This window comes from Bradyrhizobium sp. IAR9, from assembly GCF_013408065.1.
Taxonomy (GTDB): Bacteria; Pseudomonadota; Alphaproteobacteria; order Rhizobiales; family Xanthobacteraceae; genus Bradyrhizobium.
This window is the reverse complement of the sequence record NZ_JACBZW010000001.1, coordinates 198,900-224,259: the sequence shown is the minus strand read 5'-3', so window position 1 is coordinate 224,259 and position 25,360 is coordinate 198,900. Positions and strand designations below refer to the sequence as shown.

The 25,360-nt window shown below is 64.8% G+C and carries 21 protein-coding genes and 1 pseudogene; 15 read left to right on the top strand and 7 right to left on the bottom strand.

The features are described 5' to 3' along the window. Window positions 1-62: 62 nt before the first annotated feature. Window positions 63-1,871, bottom strand: coding sequence for an alpha/beta hydrolase (locus GGD67_RS01045; RefSeq protein WP_179730565.1), 1,809 nt, complete (start codon window positions 1,869-1,871; stop codon window positions 63-65). A gap of 253 nt (window positions 1,872-2,124) precedes the next feature. Here GGD67_RS01045 and GGD67_RS01040 point away from each other — a divergent pair, with 253 nt between their 5' ends. From GGD67_RS01040 to GGD67_RS01020, 5 genes are all read left to right on the top strand, one after another. Next, entirely contained in the window at window positions 2,125-2,400 is a 276-nt protein-coding gene (locus GGD67_RS01040) for a hypothetical protein (RefSeq protein WP_049815128.1), read from the top strand. A 216-nt stretch (window positions 2,401-2,616) separates the two neighbouring features. Continuing rightward, window positions 2,617-3,837 carry an LL-diaminopimelate aminotransferase gene (locus GGD67_RS01035; protein WP_018323057.1) on the top strand — a complete coding sequence of 407 codons (1,221 nt, stop codon included), beginning with the start codon at window positions 2,617-2,619 and terminating at the stop codon, window positions 3,835-3,837. Between the two features lie 29 nt (window positions 3,838-3,866). Continuing rightward, the gene (locus GGD67_RS01030; protein WP_179730564.1) at window positions 3,867-5,183 is read left to right on the top strand and encodes a homoserine dehydrogenase; all 1,317 of its coding nucleotides are present in this window, start codon (window positions 3,867-3,869) and stop codon (window positions 5,181-5,183) included. 165 nt (window positions 5,184-5,348) lie between these two features. Then, window positions 5,349-6,350 carry a class II fructose-bisphosphatase gene (gene glpX, locus GGD67_RS01025; RefSeq protein ID WP_018323059.1) on the top strand — a complete coding sequence of 334 codons (1,002 nt, stop codon included), beginning with the start codon at window positions 5,349-5,351 and terminating at the stop codon, window positions 6,348-6,350. Between the two features lie 141 nt (window positions 6,351-6,491). After that, window positions 6,492-7,211, top strand: a complete 720-nt coding sequence (locus GGD67_RS01020) for a haloacid dehalogenase type II (protein WP_018323060.1) — start codon at window positions 6,492-6,494, stop codon at window positions 7,209-7,211. Window positions 7,212-7,221: 10 nt separating this feature from the next. On the opposite strand, the gene GGD67_RS01015 is transcribed toward GGD67_RS01020, so the two are convergent. Together GGD67_RS01015 and GGD67_RS01010 are read right to left on the bottom strand one after the other, a co-directional pair. Beyond that, complete coding sequence (locus GGD67_RS01015; protein ID WP_179730563.1) at window positions 7,222-8,562, bottom strand: TAXI family TRAP transporter solute-binding subunit; 1,341 nt, start codon at window positions 8,560-8,562, stop codon at window positions 7,222-7,224. Between the two features lie 132 nt (window positions 8,563-8,694). Further along, a complete protein-coding gene (locus GGD67_RS01010; RefSeq protein ID WP_018323062.1) occupies window positions 8,695-9,273 on the bottom strand; it encodes a TetR/AcrR family transcriptional regulator in 579 nt (192 codons plus the stop codon). Between the two features lie 272 nt (window positions 9,274-9,545). Here GGD67_RS01010 and GGD67_RS01005 point away from each other — a divergent pair, with 272 nt between their 5' ends. After that, on the top strand, window positions 9,546-10,694 hold the full coding sequence (locus GGD67_RS01005; protein WP_246784238.1) for an efflux RND transporter periplasmic adaptor subunit: 1,149 nt from the start codon (window positions 9,546-9,548) through the stop codon (window positions 10,692-10,694). Window positions 10,695-10,752: 58 nt separating this feature from the next. Beyond that, complete coding sequence (locus GGD67_RS01000) at window positions 10,753-13,899, top strand: efflux RND transporter permease subunit (RefSeq protein WP_179730562.1); 3,147 nt, start codon at window positions 10,753-10,755, stop codon at window positions 13,897-13,899. Window positions 13,900-13,951: 52 nt separating this feature from the next. Here the strand turns inward: GGD67_RS01000 and GGD67_RS00995 are convergent, their stop codons facing one another. Continuing rightward, window positions 13,952-14,923 carry an MBL fold metallo-hydrolase gene (locus GGD67_RS00995; RefSeq protein ID WP_179730561.1) on the bottom strand — a complete coding sequence of 324 codons (972 nt, stop codon included), beginning with the start codon at window positions 14,921-14,923 and terminating at the stop codon, window positions 13,952-13,954. Window positions 14,924-15,147: 224 nt separating this feature from the next. Beyond that, complete coding sequence (locus GGD67_RS00990) at window positions 15,148-15,813, bottom strand: GntR family transcriptional regulator (RefSeq protein ID WP_026202870.1); 666 nt, start codon at window positions 15,811-15,813, stop codon at window positions 15,148-15,150. 119 nt (window positions 15,814-15,932) lie between these two features. On the opposite strand from GGD67_RS00990, the gene GGD67_RS00985 reads away from it, so the two are divergent. The 8 genes and pseudogenes from GGD67_RS00985 to GGD67_RS00950 all read left to right on the top strand — a co-directional run bounded on the left by GGD67_RS00985 (window position 15,933) and on the right by GGD67_RS00950 (window position 23,852). Beyond that, window positions 15,933-16,727, top strand: a complete 795-nt coding sequence (locus GGD67_RS00985; protein ID WP_018323066.1) for an enoyl-CoA hydratase/isomerase family protein — start codon at window positions 15,933-15,935, stop codon at window positions 16,725-16,727. A 10-nt stretch (window positions 16,728-16,737) separates the two neighbouring features. Continuing rightward, window positions 16,738-17,997 carry a CaiB/BaiF CoA-transferase family protein gene (locus tag GGD67_RS00980; RefSeq protein ID WP_179730560.1) on the top strand — a complete coding sequence of 420 codons (1,260 nt, stop codon included), beginning with the start codon at window positions 16,738-16,740 and terminating at the stop codon, window positions 17,995-17,997. A gap of 55 nt (window positions 17,998-18,052) precedes the next feature. After that, the gene (locus GGD67_RS00975) at window positions 18,053-19,045 is read left to right on the top strand and encodes a tripartite tricarboxylate transporter substrate binding protein (RefSeq protein ID WP_179730559.1); all 993 of its coding nucleotides are present in this window, start codon (window positions 18,053-18,055) and stop codon (window positions 19,043-19,045) included. Between the two features lie 229 nt (window positions 19,046-19,274). Continuing rightward, a complete protein-coding gene (locus tag GGD67_RS00970) occupies window positions 19,275-19,757 on the top strand; it encodes a tripartite tricarboxylate transporter TctB family protein (protein ID WP_026202871.1) in 483 nt (160 codons plus the stop codon). A gap of 10 nt (window positions 19,758-19,767) precedes the next feature. After that, a pseudogene (locus GGD67_RS00965) lies at window positions 19,768-21,307 on the top strand (tripartite tricarboxylate transporter permease). Next, a complete protein-coding gene (locus GGD67_RS00960; protein WP_179730558.1) occupies window positions 21,304-22,308 on the top strand; it encodes a 4-hydroxythreonine-4-phosphate dehydrogenase PdxA in 1,005 nt (334 codons plus the stop codon). Before GGD67_RS00965 ends, GGD67_RS00960 begins: the two are co-directional and overlap by 4 nt. 132 nt (window positions 22,309-22,440) lie before the next feature. Continuing rightward, complete coding sequence (locus GGD67_RS00955) at window positions 22,441-22,656, top strand: hypothetical protein (RefSeq protein ID WP_179730557.1); 216 nt, start codon at window positions 22,441-22,443, stop codon at window positions 22,654-22,656. A gap of 134 nt (window positions 22,657-22,790) precedes the next feature. Beyond that, the gene (locus GGD67_RS00950) at window positions 22,791-23,852 is read left to right on the top strand and encodes a glycosyltransferase family 4 protein (RefSeq protein ID WP_179730556.1); all 1,062 of its coding nucleotides are present in this window, start codon (window positions 22,791-22,793) and stop codon (window positions 23,850-23,852) included. A gap of 174 nt (window positions 23,853-24,026) precedes the next feature. Here GGD67_RS00950 and GGD67_RS00945 read toward each other — a convergent pair whose 3' ends face one another. Both GGD67_RS00945 and GGD67_RS00940 read right to left on the bottom strand, forming a co-directional pair. Next, window positions 24,027-24,443, bottom strand: a complete 417-nt coding sequence (locus tag GGD67_RS00945; RefSeq protein ID WP_018323073.1) for a cupin domain-containing protein — start codon at window positions 24,441-24,443, stop codon at window positions 24,027-24,029. A gap of 49 nt (window positions 24,444-24,492) precedes the next feature. Further along, window positions 24,493-25,236: an SDR family oxidoreductase gene (locus GGD67_RS00940; RefSeq protein WP_091956819.1), complete on the bottom strand. Its 744-nt coding sequence runs from the start codon at window positions 25,234-25,236 to the stop codon at window positions 24,493-24,495. Window positions 25,237-25,360 lie beyond the last annotated feature (124 nt).

Below are 25,360 nucleotides of genomic sequence, written 5' to 3'. Positions count from 1 at the left end.
GGTCCCCTCTGTCGTCGCTGCTGCCTTGAGAGCGAGTCTATATAAGAGCGCGGCAGAGTCCGCTATGCGCGAACCCTGACATAGCTGCCGGGCGCGTCCTCGATCGGGGGCAGGGCGTCGCTGCCGACGCTGCGCGCCGGGACTTGCTCCGGATCGAGCTCGCCCAGCCATTGGCGCCAGTCCGGCCACCACGAGCCCTTGTGCTCGACGGCTTCCTTCATCCATTGCGCGACGTTGACGTCCTTGATGTTGTCGTTGGTCCAGTACTGGTACTTGTTCGAGGCGGGCGGATTGACGACGCCGGCGATGTGGCCCGAGCCCGACAGCACGTATTTCACCGGGCCGCCGAAGAACTGCGAGCCATACAGCACCGATTCAGCAGGTGCGATGTGGTCCTCGCGGGTGGCGAGGTTGTAGACGGGCACCTTGACCTTGGAGAGATCGAGCAGCGTGTTGTCGAGCACCATCGTGCCGGTGGAGAGGCGGTTCTCCAGATAGCAATTGCGCAAGTAATAGGAATGGTTCGACGCGGTCATCCGCGTCGCGTCCGAATTCCAGTGCAAAAGGTCGAACGCGCTCGGCTGCTGCCCCTTCAGATAGTTGCTGACGACGTAGGACCAGATCAGATCGTTGGAGCGCAGCATGTTGAAGGCCATCGCCATCTTCGAGCCTTCGAGCACGCCGGCCGCCCTCATGTCCTGCTCGAGCGCCGTGATCTGCTCCTCGTCGACGAACACCAGGAGGTCGCCGGCGTGGGTGAAATCGACCTGGGCCGCGAAGAACGTCGCGGACGACACGCGCTGGCGGCGCTTCTCGGCGAGCCAGGCCAGCGTGGTCGCGAGCATGGTGCCGCCGACGCAATAGCCGGCGGTATGCACCTTCATCTCGCCCGTGACCCTCTCGATCACGTCCATCGCCGTGAGCGGACCTTCCTTCATGTAGTCTTCCCAGCTCTTGTTGCCGAGCCGCTTGTCGGGATTGACCCATGAGATCACGAACACGGTGATGCCCTGGTCGACGCACCACTTGATGTAGGATTTCTCCGGCTTGAGATCGAGGATGTAGAACTTGTTGATCCAGGGCGGCACGATCAGGAGCGGGGTGCGCAGCACCGTCTCCGTGGTCGGCGAATACTGGATCAGCTGCATCATCTCGTTCTGGTAGATCACCTTGCCCGGCGTCGTCGCCATGTTGACGCCGACGACGAGGTTGTCCGGATTGGACTGGCGGATCTTCAGCATGCCCTTGCCGGCTGCGATGTCCTCGGCCAGCATCTTCAGGCCGCGGGCGAGGTTCTCGCCGCTGCTGGTCACGGTCTCGCGCAGCACCTCGGGGTTGGTCAGCACGAAGTTGGACGGCGAGATCGCGTTGAGGACCTGCTGGACGTAGAACTCCGCCTTGCGGCGGGTCTGCGGATCGAGCCCCTCGGCATCGCGCACCAGCTCCTGCGCCCATTTGGTCGTGAGCAGATAGAGCTGCATCACGAAATCGAAGAACTGGTTCGATTTCCATTCCGGGTCGGCAAAGCGCTTGTCGCGCGGCGAGGGCGCGATCGCGGGCGGCGCGTCCTGGCCGGCCATGCGGCGCACCGCCGAGCCCCAGAGGTCGAGATAGTCCTTGGCGAGCTTGGTCTGCAGATCGGAAGAGCGGGACGTATCCGAGAGCCAGTATTCGGCAACCGAGGTGAAGGTCTTGACGACCTCGGTGAGCTCGGGCGGCGGGCGATCCTGCACCTCGCCGCTCTCGCGCGGCTTGAGGTAAGCGGCCAGCGCCTTGCCGCCGCTCTCCATCGCCCGCGCGACATTCATCGCGAAGGCTTCCGCATCGAACTTCGTCTCGGGTTTGGGCGTATCGGTCGTGGCCATACTCATGAGCAGAACAGTAACGATTCATTCCGTATTCGTCACCGCGAAGCTCGCATGTTTGACGTTAAACACTCTCGAAGATGTGTTGCACTGCGACAAATCTTCTTGGTTCCGTCACATTCGGGCCGCACCGCTCGGCTTGGTGGGCATTGGCTGTTTTCTGGCTCGCACCATTTGGGCAGCAATGGTTTGAGCTTGGGCACGGTCTTGGGTAAGGTTGCCCGGGGCCGTGCTTTGGGACGAGTAGGGGATTTCCCAAGTGTTGGCGTTGTGGGACCTGCAAAAGACGCTGCCGATCCGCGGCGCGCTGCTGATCGCGGCGCTTGCCGTCGGCGGCTGCTCGAGCCAGCTCGCGGATATGACGCCCACGGACGCGCAGGCGCATCCCAGGGAGCCCGGCACCTATCTGCCGGTGCACGACCTGCCGCCGGATCGCGATCAAGCGGTCATCCCGCCGGAGCAACGTGCCAAGATCGAGGCTGAGCTCGCCGCCGCGCGCGATCGCCAGGCCGTCGCCGGCAAGGATGCGAAATGAGCCGCTCCAAGGTAATCGCTGGCGCCCCCGCCTTGCCGTGCTAAAAGACCACGGTTCAGCCGAGAGTCAGGGCGAACGACTTCAGTCTTCGTCGTCGATGATTGCTCTAAGCACTTGATTTTGAGTAATTTTCACGACGGAAATGGGCGCGTTTCCGAATCGCCGTCCAGGCCTGTCGATTCTGTCCTGACCGGTTGCCCCGGAGCCCAGAGAGCCATGGAAGAATTTTACCGCATCCGCCGCCTTCCGCCTTATGTGTTCGAGCAGGTCAATCGGGCCAAGGCGGCCGCGCGGAATGCCGGCGCCGATATCATCGACCTCGGCATGGGCAATCCGGATCTGCCGGCCCCCTCGCATGTGCTGGAAAAGCTGAAGGAGACACTCGGCAAGCCGCGCACCGATCGCTACTCGGCGTCTCGCGGCATCCCCGGACTGCGCCGGGCCCAGGCCGGCTACTACGCCCGCCGCTTCGGCGTGAAGCTCAACCCCGACACCCAGATCGTCGCGACGCTCGGCTCGAAGGAGGGCTTTGCCAACGTGGCGCAGGCGATCACCGCGCCCGGCGACGTCATCCTCTGTCCGAACCCGAGCTACCCGATTCACGCCTTCGGCTTTTTGATGGCAGGCGGCGTAATCCGCTCGGTGCCGTCGGAGCCGACGCCGCAGTTCTTCGAGGCGGTGGAGCGGGCGATCGTGCATTCGATCCCCAAGCCGCTGGCGCTCGTCGTCTGCTATCCCTCGAACCCGACCGCCTATGTGGCGAGCCTCGACTTCTACAAGGACCTCGTCGCGTTCGCGAAGAAGCACGAGATCCTCATCCTGTCCGATCTCGCCTATGCCGAGGTCTATTTCGACGAGAACAATCCGCCGCCCTCGGTGCTCCAGGTGCCGGGCGCGATGGACGTCACGGTCGAGTTCACCTCGATGTCGAAGACCTATTCGATGGCCGGCTGGCGCATGGGCTTTGCGGTCGGCAATGAGCGCGTGATCGCAGCGCTCGCCCGCGTCAAATCCTACCTCGATTACGGCGCCTTCACGCCGGTGCAGGTCGCGGCGACTGCCGCACTGAACGGCCCGGACGATTGCATCAAGGAGATGCGCGACACCTACCGCAAGCGCCGCGATGCGCTGGTGGAATCGTTCGGCCGCGCCGGCTGGGAGATCCCGCCGCCGGAGGCCTCGATGTTCGCCTGGGTGCCGCTGCCGGAAGCCTTCCGCAGCGTCGGCAGCATGCAATTCGCGACCCTGATGGTGGAGAAATCCGGCGTTGCGGTCTCGCCCGGCGTCGGCTTCGGCGAGCATGGTGAAGGATATGTCCGCATCGCCATGGTGGAAAACGAGCAACGGATCAGGCAGGCCGCGCGCGGCGTGCGACGCTTCCTTGAAAGCGGCATCGAAACGTTGCACAACGTCGTTCCGCTCGCCAATCGGCGTTAAGTTCTCTTCGGCAGGTTTTCTAAGTCATCATGGTTGCACCCCTGAAAGTGGGCATAGCGGGGCTCGGCACCGTGGGCGCCGAAGTTGTCCGTCTGATTGAAACGCAGGCCCGCGTGCTTACAGGCCGCAGCGGCCGCGGCATCCGTGTCGTTGCCGTCACCGCGCGCTCGAAGGCGAAGAAGCGCGGCATCGACCTGCGCGGCGTCGAATGGGTCAAGGATCCCATGGCGCTGGCCACGCATCCCGGCATCGATTGCTTCGTCGAGCTGATGGGCGGCGCTGGCGATCCCGCGCTGTCGGCGGTCGAGGCCGCGCTCAGCGCCGGCAAGTCAGTGGTCACCGCCAACAAGGCGCTGCTCGCGAAGCACGGTTTGAAACTGGCGAAAGCCGCTGAAAAGCACGGCGGCGCGCTGAATTACGAGGCAGCCGTCGGCGCCGCGATCCCCGTCATCAAGACGTTGCGCGAGGGACTTGCCGGAACCGGCATCAACCGCGTCTACGGCATCCTCAACGGCACCTGCAACTACATCCTGACCCGGATGGAGCAGGAGGGCCTGTCCTTCGCCGAATGCCTCGCGGATGCGCAGCGGCTCGGCTATGCCGAGGCCAACCCGTCCTTCGACGTCGACGGCCACGACACCGCGCAAAAACTCGCCATTCTCGCCAGCCTCGCTTTCGGCACGAAAGTTGCTCAAAGCGCAGTGTATGTCGAAGGCATCTCCTCCATCGCGCCGGAAGATCTGCGCGCGGCCGCGGATCTCGGCTACCGCGTCAAGCTGCTCGGCGTTGCGGTGCGCACCGCCAAGGGCATCGAGCAGCGCGTGCATCCGACCATGGTTCCGAAATCCTCCTCGATCGCGCAGGTGATGGGCGTCACCAATGCGGTCACGATCGACGGCGAGGGCATTCCGCCGATCACGCTGGTCGGCCCCGGCGCCGGCGGTGCCGCGACGGCATCCGCCGTAGTCGCCGATATCGCCGATGCCGCGCGCGGCATCCGCGCCAATCCGTTCGGCCGGCCGATTTCTCATTTGCGCGACACCAAGAAGGCGCCGATGGAGCGGCACGAGGGCGGCTATTACATCCGCCTTCTGGCGCGCGATTTCCCCGGCACCGCGGCTGCGATCGCGACCCGGCTGGCAGAGCAGAAGATTTCGATCGAGTCGATCGTGCAGCGTCATCCCAATGGCGGCGCTGCGCCAGCCGACGGCAAGGCGGTCCCCGTGCCCGTCATCCTGATCACCTATGCGACGCATGAGGATGCGGTGCGCCGCGCGCTAGCCGCCGTGCAGAAGGACAAGGTGATCAGCGGACGGCCGCAGGTGATCCGGATCGAGAAGAACTAGAGCGTGCCCCCCGGCCCAGAGGGCCGCGCCAGCGCAAAGCGTTGAAGCGGTTTTCCGGAAAGGTCATGCTGAAACAATGAGGCGGTTTGAGCGAACGAACCGTGGGCGTTGAGAGTTGATGCGGGCAGAGACTTCTGTCCAAAACCGTTTCGAAGGAGTAAGCCGATGTCGACCCATATTTCAGTCCCCCCGCACGCATTGCTCGAGCGCATCCTCACGTTGGAGATCGTACGCGTGACGGAGCGGGCGGCGGTGTCGTCGGCGCGGCTGCGCGGGCACGGTAACGAGAAAGCGGCCGATCAGGCTGCGGTGGATGCGATGCGCCGCGAGCTCAACAAGCTCCCGATCGAGGGTACCATCGTGATCGGCGAGGGCGAGCGCGACGAGGCGCCGATGCTCTTCATCGGCGAGAAGGTCGGCCTGAACGCCGGTCCGCAGGTCGACATCGCGGTCGATCCGCTCGAAGGCACCACGCTGTGCGCCAAGAACATGCCGGGCTCGATCGCCACGATGGCGATGGCCGACGGCGGCACGCTGCTGCACGCGCCCGACGTCTACATGCAGAAGCTCGCGATCGGGCCGGGCTACAACAAGGGCGTCGTCGATCTCGATGCAACGCCGGCCGACAACGTCCGCCGTCTCGCCAAGGCCAAGGGTGTCCAGCCCGACGGCATCACGGTTCTCGTGCTCGATCGTCCGCGCCATGCCAGCATCATCGAGAGCGTGCGCTCGACCGGCGCTGCCGTGCGCCTGATCACCGACGGCGACGTCGCCGGCGTGATCCATTGCGCCGATCCCGACAATACCGGCGTCGACATGTATCTCGGCACCGGCGGCGCGCCGGAAGGCGTGCTCGCGGCCGTGGCGCTGCGTTGCATCGGCGGCCAGATGCAGTGCCGTCTCATCCTCGATTCCGACGAGAAGCGCGAGCGCGCCGCCAAGATGGGCGTCAACGATCCCAAGATGATCTATGGCATCGAGGACATGGCGCGCGGCGACTGCCTGTTCGCCGCCACCGGCGTCACCACGGGTTCGCTGCTCTCGGGCGTCAAATTCCGCAAGGACGGCGTGATCGAGACCGAGACTGTGGTGATGCGCTCGGTCACCGGCACCGTGCGCTACATCAAGGCCGAGCATCGTGAGCTCGCGAAGTTCCATCTGGACTGAGTAGGGCATAACAACTGCCCCCATTCCGGGGCGACGCAAAGCGTCGAGCCCGGAATCCATAACCACGATCGGGAGTATGGATTCCGGGCCTGCGCCTAACAGCGCATCCCGGAATGACAATAAGAATAATCGGGAAGCGCCATGTCCGAACTCTCCGCCGTCAAAGCCCTGGTGTTCGACGTGTTCGGCACCGTCGTGGATTGGCGCACCAGCCTGATCTCGGACTTCATGTGGTGGAGCAGGCAGCGCGGCATCAGCGCCGACTGGACCGCTCTGGTCGATGGCTGGCGCGGCATGTACATGGCCTCGATGGACGATGTGCGGCAACATCCCGAGCGCGGCTATGTCATGCTGGATGATCTGCACCGCCGCTCGCTGGAGAAGCTGGTCGCGCAGTTTTCGATCAAAGGCCTCACCGACGCCGATCTCGATTATCTCACCAAGGGCTGGCATCGCCTCAATCCCTGGCCGGACAGCGTCGCGGGCCTGACGCGGCTGAAGTCGAAATTCGTGATCTCGCCGCTATCGAACGGCAATGTCGCATTGCTCACCAACATGGCGAAGTTCGCCGGACTGCCGTGGGACCTCATCATGTCGGCCGAGCTGTTCGAGCACTACAAGCCCGATCCCGAGACCTATCTCGGCGCAGCAAAGCTGCTTTGCCTCAAGCCGGAGGAGGTGATGATGGTCGCCGCCCACAACGGCGATCTCGCGGCCGCCCAGAAGAACGGGCTGAAGACCGCGTTCGTCGCACGGCCGACGGAGTACGGTCCGCTCCAGAAGGTCGATTTCGAAGCCACCGGCAATTGGGACATCGTCGCCAAGGACTTTGGCGGGATCGCCGACAGGCTCGGCTGCTGACAGCGCGCTGCTACCGCGACTCGGCGGGCGCTGCAGTCAGCACGGCCCTGCGCTCGTGAATGAGGTTCTCGAGGCGGTGGGCCGCCACGTTGAGGGTGGCAGCATCCAGCGGGTCGTCGTCGCCGTCCAATCTCGCGCGCTGGCTACGAAGCACATTGTCGATCTGGTCTTCGATCGCCAGCAGGTCGGTTTCGTTTTTGGCCTCGCGGATCTGTCGGCCGAGCGTGTACAGCGCGTCGAGTGCCGGTTCGCGCGGCTGGTGTTCGCTCGACCGGAGAAACCGCCACAGCGCCGCCGCGATCGATGCAAGCGCGCCCAGCGCCATCGGCGCCAGAAAAATCACGTTGCTCCACTTGTCGAGGAAGCCTAGCTGGCTGCCATTGTAGAACTCGGCGGCGCCGGCATGGACCGGGAGATATGCGCCGGCATCGGTATCCGGTGCCTTGAACTGGGCGAGGACCGGCCATTCCGACAGGATGTCCCTGCGCGCGGCAGTGATGGCCTGCGTGAAGCTGGCGACGACGTCGTTGTCGAGGCTCTTCTTGGCGACCACATAGAAGGCGACGCGCAAGCTTGTGACGTCGTCCGCGGGAACTGGCGGGGACCCGCGCAGCGCTCCCTTGGGGATGTCGAAGCTCTCATAGGCGCGCTCCTTCTCCGCAATCGCGCCTGCATTTTCGATCGGGATCAGAATCGGCGCGGTCTTGGCAGTCTGTGAGAACAGGCGGCGTAGCAACGACAGATACCGCTCGCTGAGCGGCATGACGAAAAGCACCGTGCGCACCTCTTTCGCGTCCAGCGCGCGGCGAACGTCGTCCATCGCGATGTTCTTGAAGACGACATTGGCGCGGCCAAGGTCGTATGCGCTGGTGAGGACGCGGACCACCTTCTGGTTCGTGTCGCCGGCGACAACCCCTACCGTCGTGCGTTTCAGGCCGGCGATATCCGAGATCGCCGATCCCGGCGGAGCCACCAGCAGGGCGACGGCTTCGGTGAGCACGACGATCGCTTGCGCTTGAGAGAGATCGCCGACATCGCCGCGCACGACGGCGAGGTCGGTCTTGCCCGACGAGAACGCCGCGGCGGATTCGATGGGCCCGCCGGTCTCGACCAGCTTGAGGCGCACTGGCGCGTTGTTGACGGCAAGCCTGCTCGCGAGCGCCGAGACGATCCTGGGAGCGTCGCCATCCAGGGATCCGACTGCGATCGACAGTGTCACGGGCCGGGCGTACCAGCGATAGGCAGCGAGGCTCGCGCCGGCGGCAAGCGCTACGATCACGATCACCACCACGAAGCGCAGCCAGCCCGGCAGCCTGGCGGCATCAATCCCCATTTTCGAGAGATCGTCCATGACGCGGCTCGCCCGAGTTTCCGTAGGCCAGCATTGTTGCCGCGAGCGGTCGGATGTTGATTTGCGTCAAGCAATGCTCGGGCTCCCTCGAACCTGTTTGGTCCGACTCCGGGGTTGCGGAGGGCCAGAATATTACGAGGCTTGCGCCTCTTCGGTTGCACAGAACGTCGCGATCGCAAGGTCGATCCGCCGGTCCAGCACGCGGCGATTGAGCTTGAATCCGGTGTCGGTCAGCAGCCTGAAATGATCGTGGCTGAACACCATGCCGAACAGCATTTCGGCGATGAGGCGGAGCGGCACAGCTGCGAAACGAGGCTCCAGGCGAACGGCCTTCAGTAGCTCGACGATATGCTCTGTGCCGCTCTCCATGATGACCTCGGCGAACATGCGCCCCAGCTCCGGCGAGGCCTGACGTTCACCGATGATCAGACGCTGCAGGGCGATCTCGCCAGGCGACAGCGCCACGTCGGCCGCCTCGCGCAGCATGTTTCGAAGTCGGATCACTGGTGATCCTTCCGAAGGGGCATCGGCGAAGTCTGCTTCCGGCAGGCTGCGCAGCAGCATGGCGCGAAACAGCTCGGTCTTGCTCTCGAACAATTTGTAGAGCGTCTTCTTCGACATTCCGGCGGCACCGGCGATGTCGTCCATCGTGGTCGCGGCAAATCCCTTGCTGGTGAAGGTGTCCTTCGCCGCCGCCAGCAGTTGCGTCATGCGAGCGTCGGGGGCGGGAAGGATGACGGCCGGCTTGGTCCGCTCCGACGGCGGAGCAATACGTCTCTGATTTCTGGATTCTCTCGCCATGGACACACCCGCCGTTGAATCTGAGCTGTTTCACGACTGCTTGAACGCTGCTGCGCAGGCAGCCTAGCACTTGACTTCGGGGAAGGAAACTATCAAGTTTCCAGATGGAAACTGACTAGTTTCCGAATGTTTCCGTGCGCGATCCTCCTCGAGGGGCCGCAACTCACCCATGGATCGTCATCATGCGCCCCCCGATCGTCCGCGCTGTTCCCTTGATTGCCCTGCTGCTTGCCGCTTGCGGGGAGCAGAACCCGCAAGCGGCATTGCCGCAGATGGTGCCGGAGGTCGGCATCATGACCCTGAAACCGCAGGAAGCGAAGATCTCGACGTTGCTGCCGGGCCGCGTCGTCGCCTATCAGGTTTCCGAGGTCCGTCCGCAGGTCACGGGCATTCTGCTCAAGCGCGACTTCGTGGAAGGCGCCGAGGTGAGGGAAGGCGACCTGCTCTATGAGATCGATCCGGTGCAGTACAAGGCGGGTCTGGCGAGCGCCGAGGCCGCGGTGCAGAGGTCGGAGGCAACGCTCGTCAGCGTCAAGCTGAAGGCTGCGCGCAAGACCCAGCTTCTGCAGACCAACGCGGCGAGCCAGCAGGACGTCGATGATGCCGTTGCCGCCTACAAGCAGGGCGAGGCCGACGTGAAGGCGGCGCAAGCCAACCGCGACACCGCCGCGATCTCGCTGGATCGCACCAAGGTCACCGCGTCGATCTCGGGCCGGATCGGCAAGTCGAGCATCACACCCGGCGCGCTGGTTACCGCGAGCCAGGCGACGGCGATGACAACGATCCAGCAGCTCGACCCTGTCTATGTCGACCTCGATCAGTCGACCTCGGAGATGGAGCGCCTGCGCAGCCAGATCGCGAGCGGAAAGCTCAAGCGTCCCGCCGAGGGTGTGCAGGTCGAGCTCCTGATGGAGAGCGGCAAGACCTACGGCCACAAGGGCAAGTACGGTTTCACCGATGCCAGCGTCAACGAGAGCACCGGCTCGGTTTCCTCGCGCGCAGTCTTCGCCAATCCCGAGCGGGCGCTGCTGCCGGGCATGTATGTGCGCGCCCGCGTCGTCGCCGGCGTCGATCCGGCTGCGATCCTCGTGCCGCAGCGCGCCGTCTCGCGCAATCCGCTGGGGCAGGCAGTGGCGATGTTCGTCGACAAGGACGGCAAGGTCGAGCAGCGGATGCTGGAGCTCGGCGAGGATGTCCGCAGCAACTGGCTGGTGCGCTCCGGCGCCAGGCCGGCGATCGCCTGGTCGTCGAGGGCACGCAGAAGGCCCGCCCCGGGGCGCCCGTCAAGTCCGTGGAGGTCGCGGTCGATCCCGCAACCGGCCTCACCGTGAATCCGACGCGGCAGGCCGATGCGCGGCCTGCAGCAGCCGCAGCCGAGCAGTAACCGTCATGTCCCATTTCTTCATCAAGCGGCCGATCTTCGCCTGGGTCATCGCCATCCTGATCATGCTGGGCGGCGTTCTCGCGATCATGCGCTTGCCGATCGCGCAATATCCGCAGATCGCGCCGACTGTGGTCACGATCACGGCGACCTATCCCGGCGCCAATGCCGAGACCGCGGAGAACTCGGTGACCAAGGTCATCGAGCAGAACATGACCGGCCTCGACTATCTGCAATACATGTCGTCGTCGAGCACCTCGACGGGCCAAGTGCAGATCTCGCTGACCTTCACCAACGAAGCCGATGCCGACATCGCCCAGGTGCAGGTGCAGAACAAGCTGCAGCTCGCGACGCCGCTGCTGCCGCAGGTGGTGCAGCAGCAAGGCATCAAGGTCGTGAAGTCCTCGGCAAGCTTCCTGATGGTGCTCGGCTTCGTCTCCGAGGACGGCCGGCTCGCCGCCAGCGACATCGCCGATTACGTGGCGTCCTCGGTCAACGATCCCATCAGCCGCGTCGCTGGCGTCGGCCAGGTGACTTTGTTTGGCGCCGAATACGCCATGCGAATCTGGCTCGATCCCGACAAGCTGGCGAAATACAACCTCATGCCTGGGGACGTGACTGCGGCGATCCAGACTCAGAACACCCAGGTGACCGCCGGCCAGCTCGGCGGCCTGCCGTCCGTCGGCGGCCAGCAGCTCAATGCCACCATCACCTCGCAGAGCCGCCTGCAGACGGTCGAGCAGTTCAAGGACATCATCCTGCGCACGGCCACGACCGGTCAGACGGTCCGCATCGGCGACGTCGCGCGGGTCGAGCTCGGCTCGAAGTCCTATGATTCCGCCGCGCGCTACAACGGCAAGCCCGCCGCGGGCATGGGCATCAGTCTTGCGACCGGCGCCAATGCGGTCGCGGCCTCGGAGGCGGTGAAGGCACGTGTCGCCCAGCTCAGCGCCGCGATGCCGGAGGGGCTCCGCGTCGTCTACCCCTACGACACCACGCCCTTCGTCAAGCTGTCGATCGAAAAGGTGATTCACACGCTGTTCGAGGCGATCGCGCTGGTCTTCGTCGTGATGTTCGTGTTCCTGCAGAGTTGGCGGGCGACCATCATCCCGACCATTGCCGTGCCGGTGGTGCTGCTCGGGACCTTCGGCGTGCTCTCGCTTGCCGGCTATTCGATCAACACGCTGACGATGTTCGCGATGGTGCTGGCGATCGGCCTCCTGGTCGACGATGCCATCGTCGTGGTCGAGAACGTCGAGCGCGTGATGGCCGAGGAGAAGCTCGGCCCGCGCGAGGCGACCGAGAAATCCATGCGCGAGATTACCGGGGCCCTGGTCGGGATCGGCGTCGTGCTCTCGGCCGTGTTCATTCCGATGGCGTTCTTCAACGGCTCGGTCGGAATCATCTACCGGCAGTTCGCGCTCACCATCGTCACGGCGATGCTGCTGTCGGTGCTCGTGGCGCTGGTGCTGACGCCGGCGCTGTGCGTCACGATCCTGAAGCCGCCGAAGCATCATGGCGCGCAGCGCGGCTTCTTCGGCCTGTTCAACCGCGGCTTCGACCGCATGGCGGACGGCTATCAGCGCACCGCGGGCGGTGCGATCAGGCGCATCGCGGGAGTGATGATCGCCTTCGCGGCGATCCTCGCCGCCATGGACGTCCTGTTCCAGCGGCTGCCGAGCTCGTTCCTGCCCGAAGAGGACCAGGGCACGATCATGACGCTGATCCAGCTTCCGGTCGGCGCCACCTCGACGCGTACGCTCGATGTCATCAAGCAAGTCGAGCATCAATATCTCGACAACGAGAAGGACGCCGTGGACGGCGTGTTCGCAGTCAGTGGCTTCAGCTTCGCAGGGCAGGGACAGAACGTTGGCCTTGCCTTCGTCAGCCTGAAGCCGTTCGACGAGCGCAAGAGTCCTGCAGCCTCGGCGCAGGCCGTGGCCGGCCGTGCCATGGGGGCGTTCATGAAAATCCGCGACGCCATGGTGTTCGCGGTGCTGCCGCCGTCGATTCCCGGCTTCGGCAATGCCGGCGGCTTCGACCTCTATCTCCAGGACACCGGCGGCAACGGTCACGAGGCGCTGATCCAGGCGCGCAACCAGCTGCTCGGGCAGCTCGCGGCGGACAAGCGCGTGGCACAGGCCCGGCCGAACGGACAGGACGACACGCCGCAATTCAACCTCGACGTCGACCAGGCCAAGGCCACCGCGCTCGGCGTCAACCTCAGCGATCTCAACACCACGCTGTCGGCAGCGTGGGGCGGCGCCTATGTCAACGACTTCATCGACCGCGGCCGCGTCAAGCAGGTCTATGTGCAAAGCGATGCGCCGTTCCGCATGGATACCAGCGACATCGGCCGCTGGTATGTGCGCAACGCCTCGGGCTCGATGGTGCCGTTCTCGGCGGTCGCGACCGATCGCTGGAGTTTTGGTTCGCCGCGCCTCGAGCGCTACAACGGCGTCGCCGCCGTCGAGCTGCAGGGGCAGGCAGGGCAGGGCATCAGCTCGGGTGTCGCCATGCAGGCTGTGGAGGAGCAGATGGCCAAGCTGCCCAAGGGCTACGGCCATGAATGGACCGGATTGTCGTTCCAGGAACGGCTCACCGGCAGCCAGACGCTGTATCTGTATTCGATTTCGCTGCTGATCGTCTTCCTGAGCCTTGCCGCACTGTACGAGAGCTGGTCGGTCCCGTTCGCGGTGATGCTAACGGTGCCGATCGGCGTGCTCGGCGCGCTGCTCGCGGCGACGCTGTTTGATCAGGCCAACGACGTCTATTTCCAGGTCGGACTGCTCACGACGATCGGGCTGGCCTCGAAGAACGCGATCCTGATCGTCGAATTCGCGCTGGAGCAGATCGCTTCGGGCCGCAGCCTGGTCGATGCCACCCTGCACGCATCGCGCCAGCGCCTGCGCCCGATCCTGATGACGTCGCTCGCCTTCATCCTCGGCGTGCTGCCGCTGGCGGTGGCGACGGGCGCGGGCTCGGCCAGCCAGAACGCGGTCGGCATTGGCGTCGCCGGCGGCATGATCGCCGCAACCGTGCTCGGCATCTTCTTCGTGCCCGCGCTGTTCGTGCTGGTGAAGCGGATATTCCCCGGTGCCCGGGCGGACGCTGCGGCCTCAGGCGCCGGCGCGGTTGCCGAGCCCGCGGAATAGGGCGCATCAATGGTCCGGACGGCGCGCGCCGTCCGGACCTGATCGCGAGAACCTACAACGTCATCTGCATCGGCTGGGGATAATAGTGGAAGCCGTCGCCGGCCTTGGCGACATGGCCGTAGCCCGGCCAGGCGAAATGATACGACATCACCGGGACCTTGTTTGCCGCGAGCATCGTGAGCAACTTCACCCGCGATTCCGCCGCCTGCTTCGGGTCGGTGTCGTAGGAGAATTCCATGCGCGGCCGTTCGAGCAGCAGCACGGAATGGTGCGAGAGGTCGCCGAGGAAGGCAAAGGATTTGCCGGCCGACGACACCATGAAGATGGTGTGGCCGACGGTGTGACCGGGCGCGGCGATCGCCTGGACCCCCGGCAGGAATTCCTGGCCGTCCTTGAAGAATACGATCCGGTCACGGACCGGCAGCAGGTTCTTGCGGGCGTGAACGACGAAGTCCTTGGCCGGGCTGCCGAGCTTGCCTTCGTCGGTCCAGAAGTCGAAATCGGTCTGCGAGATGTAGATCTGCGCGTTCGGAAACAGCGGCTTGCCGCCTTCGTCGACGATGCCTCCGATATGGTCGATATGGGCATGCGAGCACACCACGGCATCGATGTCCCCCGGCTTGATGCCGGCCTCCGTTATGCTCTTCTGTTGCCGGCCGGTGCTGGCGCCGAACATCTTCGATGAGCCCATGCCGGTATCGAACAGGATGAGCTTGTCGCCGGTGTTCACGATCGGGGAGTTCTGTTCGAGCACGACGTTGTCCGGCGACAGGAAATTGTCCGCCAGCATCTTCTTCACCTCTTCCTTGGGAACGCCGGTGAAGGTTCCGGAGGGATCGCCGAGCGGCAGCGGCCCGTCGGACACGACGGTGACCTCGGCATCGCCGAGAACGAAGCGGTGCCAGTAGGGCGTCTGGGTGCCGAGCTTGGGTGCCCGCGCCATCGCGCTGGTGCCGAGCATGGCGCTGGCACCAAGGCCCGCTCCGAGCGTGAGAAGGGACCGACGTGAGACATCGATTGTCATGCGTTCCTCGCTTTTGTCTTTTATTTTGCGCGACTGTTCGCGCGTTGGCACCGGCCTGATCGGCCGCGCGGCCGCAGGTCGGCAGAGAAGTATGCTGCTCCGGCCGCGACAAGCTAGCAAGTGGAATTAGTGCGCAGATTCACGCGGAGCGCGAACGAGCCGCGGCAGCGGGCCGGCCGCGTGTGGACGCGCGCTCCGCCGGCCAGGACAACGCGAATTGCGCCTTACGCAATTCTAAGCGTGAGATCGGTCCCTTCCGTCTCGGCAAAGCCCGCCCGCAACACCTCTTCGCGCTTGTGGCGGAGATGCGCGCGCAAAATGTGGGAGAGGCCGGCGCCGTCGCGGCGCTGGAGCGCGTTCAGGATGGCGTCGTGCTCCTTCACGGCGAGCGCCCAGCGCTGCGGCGTCATCGGCGTGACGTAGCGCGCGCGCCGGATGCGCGCCGTTACTGATGTGTAGAGCCCCGCGAGCACGGGATTTCCGGCTGCGGTGACGATGGCCTCGTGGATGGCGCGATTGCCGCGATAGTACTGGATCAGATCGCCATCGCGATAATGCAGCACCATGGCCGCATGCGCGGCGGCGATCTCGTCGATCTCGGCGTCCGTGATGCGTTCGCAGGCGAGCTCGCCGGCGAGGGCCTCCAGGCCCTGGCAGACCTCGAACAGGTCGCGCATGTCCTTGTCGGTCAGTTTTGCCGCGCGCGAGCCGCGATGCGGCAGCAGCTGCACGAGGCCCTCGGCGGCCAGCACCTTGAGCGCCTCGCGCAGCGGCGTGCGCGAGATCTCAAGCCGCTCACACAGCTCGCGCTCGGGAATCCGAGCGCCCGGCGGGATTTCGCCGTCGAGCAGAATGGCCCGGATACGGCCGACGACTTCCTCGTGAAGCATGGGGACCAGCGCTCCAATTTGAATGCAAAACTTGGATATTCGATCGAAACTTCGAAGTTCCAGCTTGCTAATCCCAGATTTTGCATTCAAAAATGTAAAAAACAAGAGGATATGAGGAAATGGACCTGGCGGTAGAGGCAGACGACCTCGTTTTTGAATGCAAAGACGGCATCGGGCGGATCACCTTCAACCGCCCGCAGGCCCGCAACGCTTTCACCTTCGCCATGTACGAGCGGCTCGCCGCGATCTGCGAGCAGGCCAACAGCGATCATGCGATCAAGGTGCTGGTGCTGCGCGGAGCCGGCGACAAGGCCTTTGCGTCCGGCACCGACATCAATCAGTTCCGCGAGTTCAAGACGCCGCAGGATGCGATCGACTACGAGAACCGGATTGATCGCGTGCTGACCACGCTCGAGCAGTGCCGCGTGCCGACCATCGCGGCGATCAACGGCTTTTGCACCGGGGGCGGCGCCGGCATCGCCGCGGCCTGCGACCTCCGCATCGGCACGGCAAGCGCGAAGATCGGATTCCCCATTGCCCGGACGCTCGGCAATTGCCTGTCGATGTCCAATGTCAGCCGTCTTACCGCGCTGATTGGCGCTGCGCGCGTCAAGGACCTGATCTTCACCGCGCGCCTCGTCGACGCCGCGGAGGCTGCGAGCGTTGGGCTGCTCGGCGAGGTGGTCGAGGACATTGCCGCGCTGGACAAGCGCGCCGACGAGGTGGCCCGGCTCGTCGCCAGTCACGCGCCGCTGACGCTGAATGCGACCAAGCAGGCGGTGGCCCGCCTGCAACGGCGGCTGACCCGGGACGAAGGCGAGGACCTCATCCTGATGTGCTACACGAGCCAGGATTTTCGCGAAGGGCTCGATGCTTTCCTCAACAAGCGCGCCCCGCAGTGGCGCGGCCAATAGGACGGGCCCGATGCAAAGCGATCGATCGCAAACCAACCCCCGCCGTTCGGGACCGCTGGCCGGCCTCAGGGTCGTCGACCTCACCCATGTCATGGCCGGGCCGACCTGCACCCTGATGCTCGCCGACATGGGTGCCGACGTCATCAAGATCGAGAAATCGCCGAACGGCGACGACACCCGTCATTCGGTGCCGCCGAAGATCGGCGAGGAGGCGGCCTCCTTCCTGATGATGAACCGCAACAAGCGCGGCATCGTGCTGGACCTCAAGACCGAGGGCGGCAAGCAGGTGCTGCGGCGGTTGATTGCGGACGCCGACGTGCTGGTCGAGAACTTTGCGCCGGGCGCGATGGAGCGCCTCGGCTTCGGCTACGAGGCGCTGCACGCGCAATTCCCGGCGCTGATCTATTGCTCGCTGTCGGGCTTCGGCCGCACCGGTCCCTACAAGCACCGCAGGGGATTCGATCTCGTCGCCCAGGCCATGAGCGGCATCATGAGCTTCACTGGCGAACGCCCGGATGGGCCGCCCGTCAAATGCGGCCCGCCGCTGTCCGACATCACCGCCGGCCTGCTCGCCAGCATGGGCATCCTCGCGGCCTATACGCACCGCCTCAAGACCGGCGAGGGGCAGTGGGTCGAAACCTCGCTCTATGAAGCGGCCCTGGTGCAGACCTATTGGCAGTCGACCATTGCGCTAGCCGCGGGCACAGCACCGCGCGCGATGGGCTCGGCCCATCCGCTTAATGCGCCGTATCAAGCATTTGAAGCTTCCGACGGTTGGCTCGTGGTCGGCGGCGCCAACAAGAAGCATTGGTTGTTGATGCTGGAAGCGCTCGGAGCAAGTGAGCTCGCCGCCGATCCGCGCTTCGTCACCGGCGCCGACCGCATGGCCAATCTCAAAGTGCTCGAAGCGGTGCTGAGCGAACGCTTCCGCACGAAGTCGCGGGCGCACTGGCTCGCGGCGCTGGACGAGAAGGGCGTGCCGTGCGGACCCGTGCACGACATGCTGGAGGCGCTCAGCGATCCCCAGACTCTGGCGCGCGAGATGGTCGTCGAGGTCGAGCATTCCACGCTCGGCCCGGTCAAGACAATCGGTCTTCCGGTCAAGTTTTCGGAGACCCCAGGCAAAGTGCTATCGGGCGCGCCGGTCTATGGTGAGCACACAAGCGAGGTGCTGGCCGAGTACGGGTTCGACCAGAAGCAGATCGAAGCTCTCGAAAAAGAAGGCGCAATCGTCCTGGCATCGGGAAGGCGCGAGGAACGCGTCGCCTGATCGGACGTCGATAGGACAGACAACAATAAGAGACAAAAATCAGCTGGAGGAAATCATGGGTCGGACGTCGATATTTATGCTCTCCGCAGCCGCGACGATGCTCGCCGGCACGATGCCGGCGCTCAGTGCCTGGCAACCGCAAAAGCCGATCGAGTTCATCGCCACCGCCGGGCCCGGCGGCGGGACCGACAACCTCGCGCGCGCGGTGCAGAACATCATCACCAAGCACAAGCTGACGGAGCAGCCGATCGTCGTCGTCAACAAGGGCGGCGGCAGCGGCGCCGAAGGCTATGTCTATGGCAAGGCCTCCGCTGGCGATCCCTACAAGGTGATCTTCGGCACCTCGAACGCGTGGCAGCAACCGCTCGTCTCCAAGGTCGCCTTCAACTACACCGATCTCACTCCGATCGCGGCGATGGCGCAGGACGAGTTTTTGCTCTGGGTCAAGCAGGACGCGCCCTACAAGACGGCGGGCGACTATCTGAAGGCGGCCGCATCGGGCGAGTTCAAGATGGGCGGCGCCCAGTCAAAGGACACCGACGAGGTGCTGACACGCATGATCGAGAAGGCCGGCAAGGTCAAGCTGACCTACATCCCCTTCAAGAGCGGCGCCGAGACCGCCGTGCAGCTCGCCGGCGGACATCTCGATTCCCACGTCAACAATCCCAGCGAAAGCCTCGGGCAATGGCGCGGCGGCACGCAGCGGCCGCTCTGCGTTTTCAGCCCGAAGCGGCTGCCGCAGGGCGCCAAGGTCACCGCGACCGAGGGCTGGGGCGACGTTCCGACCTGCGTCGAGCAGGGGCTCGACATCAAGCAATATGAGCAGCCGCGCACGGTGTGGTTGCCCGGCAAGGTCACGCCGGACCAGGCCGCGTTCTATGTCGACCTCATGAAGAAGGTGCAGGCGACGCCGGAATGGAAGGACTACATCGAGAAGACCTCCCAGGTCGACACGTTCCTGACGGGTGCCGAGTTCGACAAGTTCATCAAGCAGGATCTCGAACACGTCAAACAGGTCGCGGGCGAGCAGGGCTGGCTCGTCAAGTGAGGTGGGGCGCGCCTCAAACTCCGCTGTCGTCCCTGCGAACGCAGGGACCCATACCGCGTGATCTCTCGAGGAGTGCTGGTGGTGGTACCGGCGTGGATGTGACGTCAAGTCTTCGTCAAACGTCTCCCTGGGGTTATGGGTCCCTGCGTTCGCAGGGACGACAGCGAGGGCTGGGCAAAGACGCATGCGCCACTACCGACCCTTGTCCGACGCCTGAGCGGAGCCCCCCATGATCTCACGCCGCGCTCTTGAACTTGCGACTGCCGTGCTCACCGGCGGCTTCGGGGTGTCCGTCGTCATCTCCAGCCTCGACAACGGCATCGGCTGGTCGAGCGCGGGCGTGGACGCCGGCACGTTTCCGTTCCTGACCGGCATCGTCATCGTGCTCGGAAGCCTCTACAACCTGGTGCGGGGCGTGTTGCCGGTTGCGTCCCTGGCAAACGTTCCCATCGCGATCACGCCCTTCGAGCTGCGCCGGCTCGCCGGCCTGTTCGTGCCGGCCGCGATCTTCGTAGCCGCGATCCCGCTCGCCGGGATGTACGTCGCCTCGTCGCTCTATGTCTTCGCGGTGCTGGCGATCCCAAAACATCAATCCGTGCCGCGCGCGCTGGGGATGGCGGCGGCGACGGCACTCGCGCTCTACGTCGTGTTCGAGCGCATGTTCCAGGTGAGCTTGCCGCACGGTGCGCTCGCAGCCGCCCTCGGGTTCTGACGGAGGACCGATGGACAATCTCGGGGAACTCCTCCACGGCTTCACCATCGCGGTCACCGTGCCGCACCTGGTGCTGATGGTCGTCGGCGTGCTGCTCGGCATTCTCGTCGGCGTGCTGCCGGGGCTGGGTGCGCCAAATGGCGTGTCGCTGCTCCTGCCGCTGACCTTCGGCATGCAGCCGGTGTCGGCGATCATCCTGCTCTCCAGCATGTATTTGGGGGGCGTTGTTCGGCGGCTCGGTCACCTCGATTCTGTTCAACATCCCCGGCGAGCCGTCGTCGGTCGCGACCACTTTCGACGGCTATCCGATGGCGCGTGACGGAAGGCCGACCACGGCGCTTGCCACCGCCTTCGGCTCGGCCGCCTTCGGCGCGCTAATCGGCGTCATCCTGATCACTTTCCTCGCATCCTGGGTGGCGCAGGTCGCGCTCGCCTTTGGCCCTGCGGAATATTTTGCGGTTTATTTCCTGGCCTTTGCCAGCTTCGTCGGCATGGGCGGCGCCGCGCCGATCAAGACCGTCGTGGCGCTCGCGATCGGCTTTGCCATCGCCGCGATCGGCATCGACACGGTGTCCGGCAGCGTCCGCCTCACCATGGGCGTCGACGAGCTCGTCAAGGGCGTGAGCTTCGTCGTCGCGGTGATGGGCCTGTTCGGCATCGGCGAACTGCTGGTTGCGGTCGAAGAGGAATTCCATGCCCGCGCGGTGTCCTCGAAGATCGACTGGCGCGAGGTGTTCCGCGCCGTCGGCCGCCTGCCGCGACATGGCATTGCGTTGCTGCGCAGCGCCGCAATCGGCTGCTGGATGGGCATCACCCCGGGCGGGCCGACCGCGGCATCCTTCATGAGCTATGGCATTGCCCGCCGCTTCTCGCGCCGGGGCCGCTATTTCGGCACCGGAGAGGTCGAAGGCATCATCTCGCCGGAGACGGCTGACCATGCCGCCGGCACCAGCGCGCTGCTGCCGATGCTCTCTCTCGGCATTCCCGGCTCGGCGACCGCGGCCGTCATGATGGGCGGGCTGATGATCTGGGGTCTCAATCCCGGGCCGATGCTGTTCGTCGACCAGAAGGACTTCGTCTGGGGCCTGATCGCCTCGATGTATGTCGGCAACATCGTCGCCGTCGCCTTGGTGCTGCTGACTGTTCCGGTGTTTGCCGCCTTGATGCGGATTCCCTTCGTCGTCATCGCCCCGCTGATCGTGATCATCTGCGTCGTCGGCGCGTATTCGGTGTCGAACTCCTATCTCGACGTCGTCATGATGCTCGGCTTCGGCATCGTCGGCTATCTCTTCAAGAAGCTGTTCTATCCCTTGGCGCCGCTCGTGCTCGCCATCGTCATCGGCGACAAGGCCGAGGATGCGTTCCGGCAGTCGATGCTGATGTCGAAGGGATCGCTCGGGATATTCTTCGCGAACAAGCTGGTGACATGCCTGATCATGGCCGGCATCGCGCTGTTGCTGCTTCCGCTCGTGCTGCAGCTCGCGCGCCTCTGGCGCAAACCCGCATCCCCCGCGACCGAACCGACGGCCCAGGAGAAGGTGATCATATGACCGCAAAGCCGCTGATTGCATTGGCCATGGGAGATCCTGCCGGCATCAGCCCGGAGCTGACGGCCAAGCTGGTGGCGCAGGACGACGTCCGCGCGAGCTGCCGGCTCGTCGTGATCGGCGACCGCCGCATCTTCGAGGAGGGCGCGCGCATTGCCGGCGTCAAGCCGGTGCTGAAGATGGTGGAGCAGGGGGCCGATCTTCGCGCGGCGGAGGGCGAGGCGCTGTTTCTCGATCTTCGTCACCTTGATCCCAAAGAGGTCGAGCCGAAGACCGCGACGCTTGCGGGCGGAAAGTTCGCACTGGCGAACTATCGGCACGCGCTCGAACTCGGCCGCGACGGCCATGTCGATGCGGTCTGCTTCACTCCCTTCAACAAGCAGGCGATGCGGCTCGCCCGCGCCGAGTACGACGACGAGATCGCATTCTCTGCGGAGGTGGTCGGGCTCAAGTCGGCGGCGAGCGAGTTCAACGTGCTGGACCGGCTGTGGAACGCGCGGGTGACCTCGCACATCCCGCTGAGGGACGTTGCTGCAAACCTGTCCAGCGAACGCATCCATCGCGCGCTCAAGCTGACCGATTCCTGCATGCGCAACGCCGGCTTCGCGCGGCCGCGGATCGCGGTGGCCGGTCTCAATCCACATGCTGGCGACGGCGGCAATTTCGGTCGCGAGGAGATCGATATCATCGCGCCCGTGGTCGTAGCCGGCCAGCGCGAGGGCATCGCCGCGGAGGGGCCGTTCCCGGCCGACACCGTCTTCCTGCGCGCCAAGGGCGGCGCCTTCGATGCGGTGCTGACGATGTATCACGACCAGGGCCAGATCGCGATGAAGCTGATGGGCTTCGATCGCGGCGTGACCATGCTCGGCGGCTTCCCCTTCCCGATCTGCACGCCCGCGCACGGCACCGCCTACGACATTGCCGGGCAGGGAATCGCATCGATCGGCGCCAGTCGCGCCGCGTTGCTCCTCGCCGCGGAGATGGCCGCCCGACGCGCCGCCTGATTTGCACGCACTGGCAGTGAGCGCTTGCTGCGCTCGCCTTGCGGGCAGGATTAGACTTTCGGGAAAAACTGGAAACTTCCGCCGTCGCGACGAGTTGGCGTCCCATGGATATCTCCAGTGGGAGCTGGGAAGATGGTCGACGACGACCCGCTACGAACGGCGGTCGATACCGCTTGGTGCGTGTACCGCGCCCGCCATGGCGGTGTCGATGCTGCAGACGGCCGTCGATGCCTGCTCGAGCGTCATTTGCGAGGGAGATGGGAAGCGCGCGAGAGTAACGGCGATGCCCAGGAGCTCACGGGTTTCGGGCTTGCCTATCTCGAGCGGCTTTCTGATGACTCATGCTGAGCCTGATTGAGAGCCTTGTGTGCCGCCTGGCGAGCGCAAGCGCGAGGCCGCAGTGGACGTTGGTCGCGATCTCGAACCTTCTGTCCGCGGCCATCGTGCTGATCGTCCGGTCAGCGGTATAGCGGCGGGCAGTCATGCGCATCGCTCAGCTTGCTCCCCTGGCCGAAAGCGTCCCTCCAAAGCTCTACGGCGGCACCGAGCGGGTGGTGGCCTGGCTGGTCGATGAACTCGTCAAGCTTGGACACGACGTCACGCTGTTTGCGAGCGGCGACTCCCGCACGACCGGCAATCTTCACCCGGTATGGCCACGCGCGCTGCGACTCGGCCGAAAGGGCGCGGATCCGGGTGCGGCCAACGCAATGCTGCTGGAAGCGATCGCGAAGCGGGCGAGAGATTTCGATGTGATCCACGCGCATATCGACTGGCTGCAACTGCCGTTGCTCAGTCGGCTTGGCGTGCCGTTCATGACGACCGTGCACGGTCGCCTCGACTTGCCTGGGTTGCCCGAATTGGTTCGGCAATTCCCCGAGGCTGGTTTCGTGTCGATCTCCGATCATCAGCGCCTGCCGCTTCCGGATGCGAAGTGGATGGGAACGATCCAGCACGGATTGCCGTCGGAGCTGTTGCGCCCCTCTTATGAGGAGGGAGCCTATCTGGCGTTTCTCGGTCGCCTGACGGCCGAGAAGGGGCCGGAGGACGCCATCCGCATCGCGCACGCGGCCCGGATGCCTCTGCGCATCGCCGCGAAGATTCCGCGCGCCGAGACCGCCTATTTCAAGAAGCACCTCGAGCCTCAAATCGACGGCGAGAAGATCCAGCTTGTCGGCGAAGTCGATGACGTGAAAAAGCAGGCCTTCCTCGACAGGGCCGCCGCGCTGCTATTTCCGATCGATTGGCCGGAGCCTTTCGGGCTGGTCATGATCGAGGCGATGGCCTGCGGCACGCCTGTGATCGCTTACCGCTCCGGCTCCGTCCCTGAGGTGATCGAGCACGGTGTGACCGGCTTCATCGTCGAGAACGAGGATCAGGCGGTCAAGGCGGTCGGCGAATTGGGCAAGCTGGATCGAAGGAGGGTGCGAGCCCGCTTCGAGGAACGCTTCACCGCACGCCGAATGGCGCGGCAGTACGAAGATCGGTATCGCGCGCTGATTGCCGTTACAGATCGAGAATTCACCGCACAACGGACGGAAACATGAAAGAAGACGGCGATGTCGCCGACAAAGGCGGGGCGGGTTCGCATCTTTGTCTTCGCCCTGGCGATCTCGCCAGCATTCGCGGCCGAGATCACCGCGGATGCCGTCAATTCCGCCCAGCCATCGAAGAAGACCCTCTCGAATAGAACCCGACCCTGGCGGGAGTGCGTCTGCAGGCTATTTCGGCATAGGCATTGTCAGCTCCTTGTCGGCCGTATCCACCACGAACACGGCAAGCAGCTTGGCAGGCTCGGTATCGCTGGCGTTCGCGCTGATGCCGTGGCGGTCGCCGGGTCTTTCGGAAAAGTTCTCCCCCTTGCGAAAGACCTGGGCCGGGCCGTCATTGACCTGACTGCGGATCGCGCCTTCCAGGACGGTGGCATAGATGAAGGCGGAGGGCGCGTGGATGTGGGCCGGCGACGAGCCCCCAGGACCATACTCGACCAGCACGCCCTTCATGCTCTTGCCGGGGACATTGGGCAGCGCCTGGTCAAATACGACCGTGACCTTGGCCGATGGTGCTGCCGTCTCGGCCGCATGGACCGTCAGGACAGACGCGGCGTAAACCGCCGTTGCGATCAGCAATCTGCGCATGGGATTTCCTTCATTGCCGTTTCTGTATTGATTGCGGGATGGCGGCCCCTCAGAGGCGCGCGAGCCATGTTGCGAGCGGCGTCTTCCCGAGCCGAGCCTCGCCGAGCGGGTTCAGCGATGTGTCCTGAATGGAAGCGCCGTAATATTGCGCTTTTGGGTCGCCGACCACCGTACGGCTGTCGCCGGAGGCTTTCTGGCGGCGCGCGACGAACTCATTGAAGGGAGCCTTCTCGGGGCCTGCGATGTCGATGGTGCCATTCAGCGGCCGCCCCGTCGCGATCTCTGCGAGGCAATCGACCACGTCGTCGGCGGCGATCGGCTGAAACAGCGCCGACGGAACGACGATTTTGTCGCCGGCCGCTCCGGCCTCGCCAATGGCGCCGAGGAATTCGAAGAACTGCGTGGCGCGGACGATGGAGTAGGGGACCGCGGAGGCCTTGACGATGGTCTCCTGGGCGAGCTTGGCACGGAAATACGCGATGTCGGGCGAACGATCGGTCCCCACGATCGAGAGCGCGACGTGATGCTTGACGGCTGCGGCGGCCTCGGTCGCGGCGAGATTTCGGCTCGATCGCTCGAAGAATTCGAGCACGGCGGCGGGCTCCCAGGACGGCGCGTTGGCCACGTCGACCACGACATCCGCGCCGGCCAGCGCCGCCGCGAGGCCTTCCCCGGTCACGGCGTTCACGCCTGATTTCGGCGAGGCCGCTACCGCGTCGTGGCCCTGCTGTTTGAGCTTCGCCACGAGCTTGGATCCGATCAATCCGGTTCCGCCGATCACGACGATCTTCATGGCAGGTCTCCTTGGCATGTAACGAGCGCGAGATGATTAGCCAGGGCGGACTCGCGCGCTCACGTCGATCAACGTGATGCGAAGCGACTCTATCGATCAAGGGCGCGGGGCTCTTGCCTGTTAC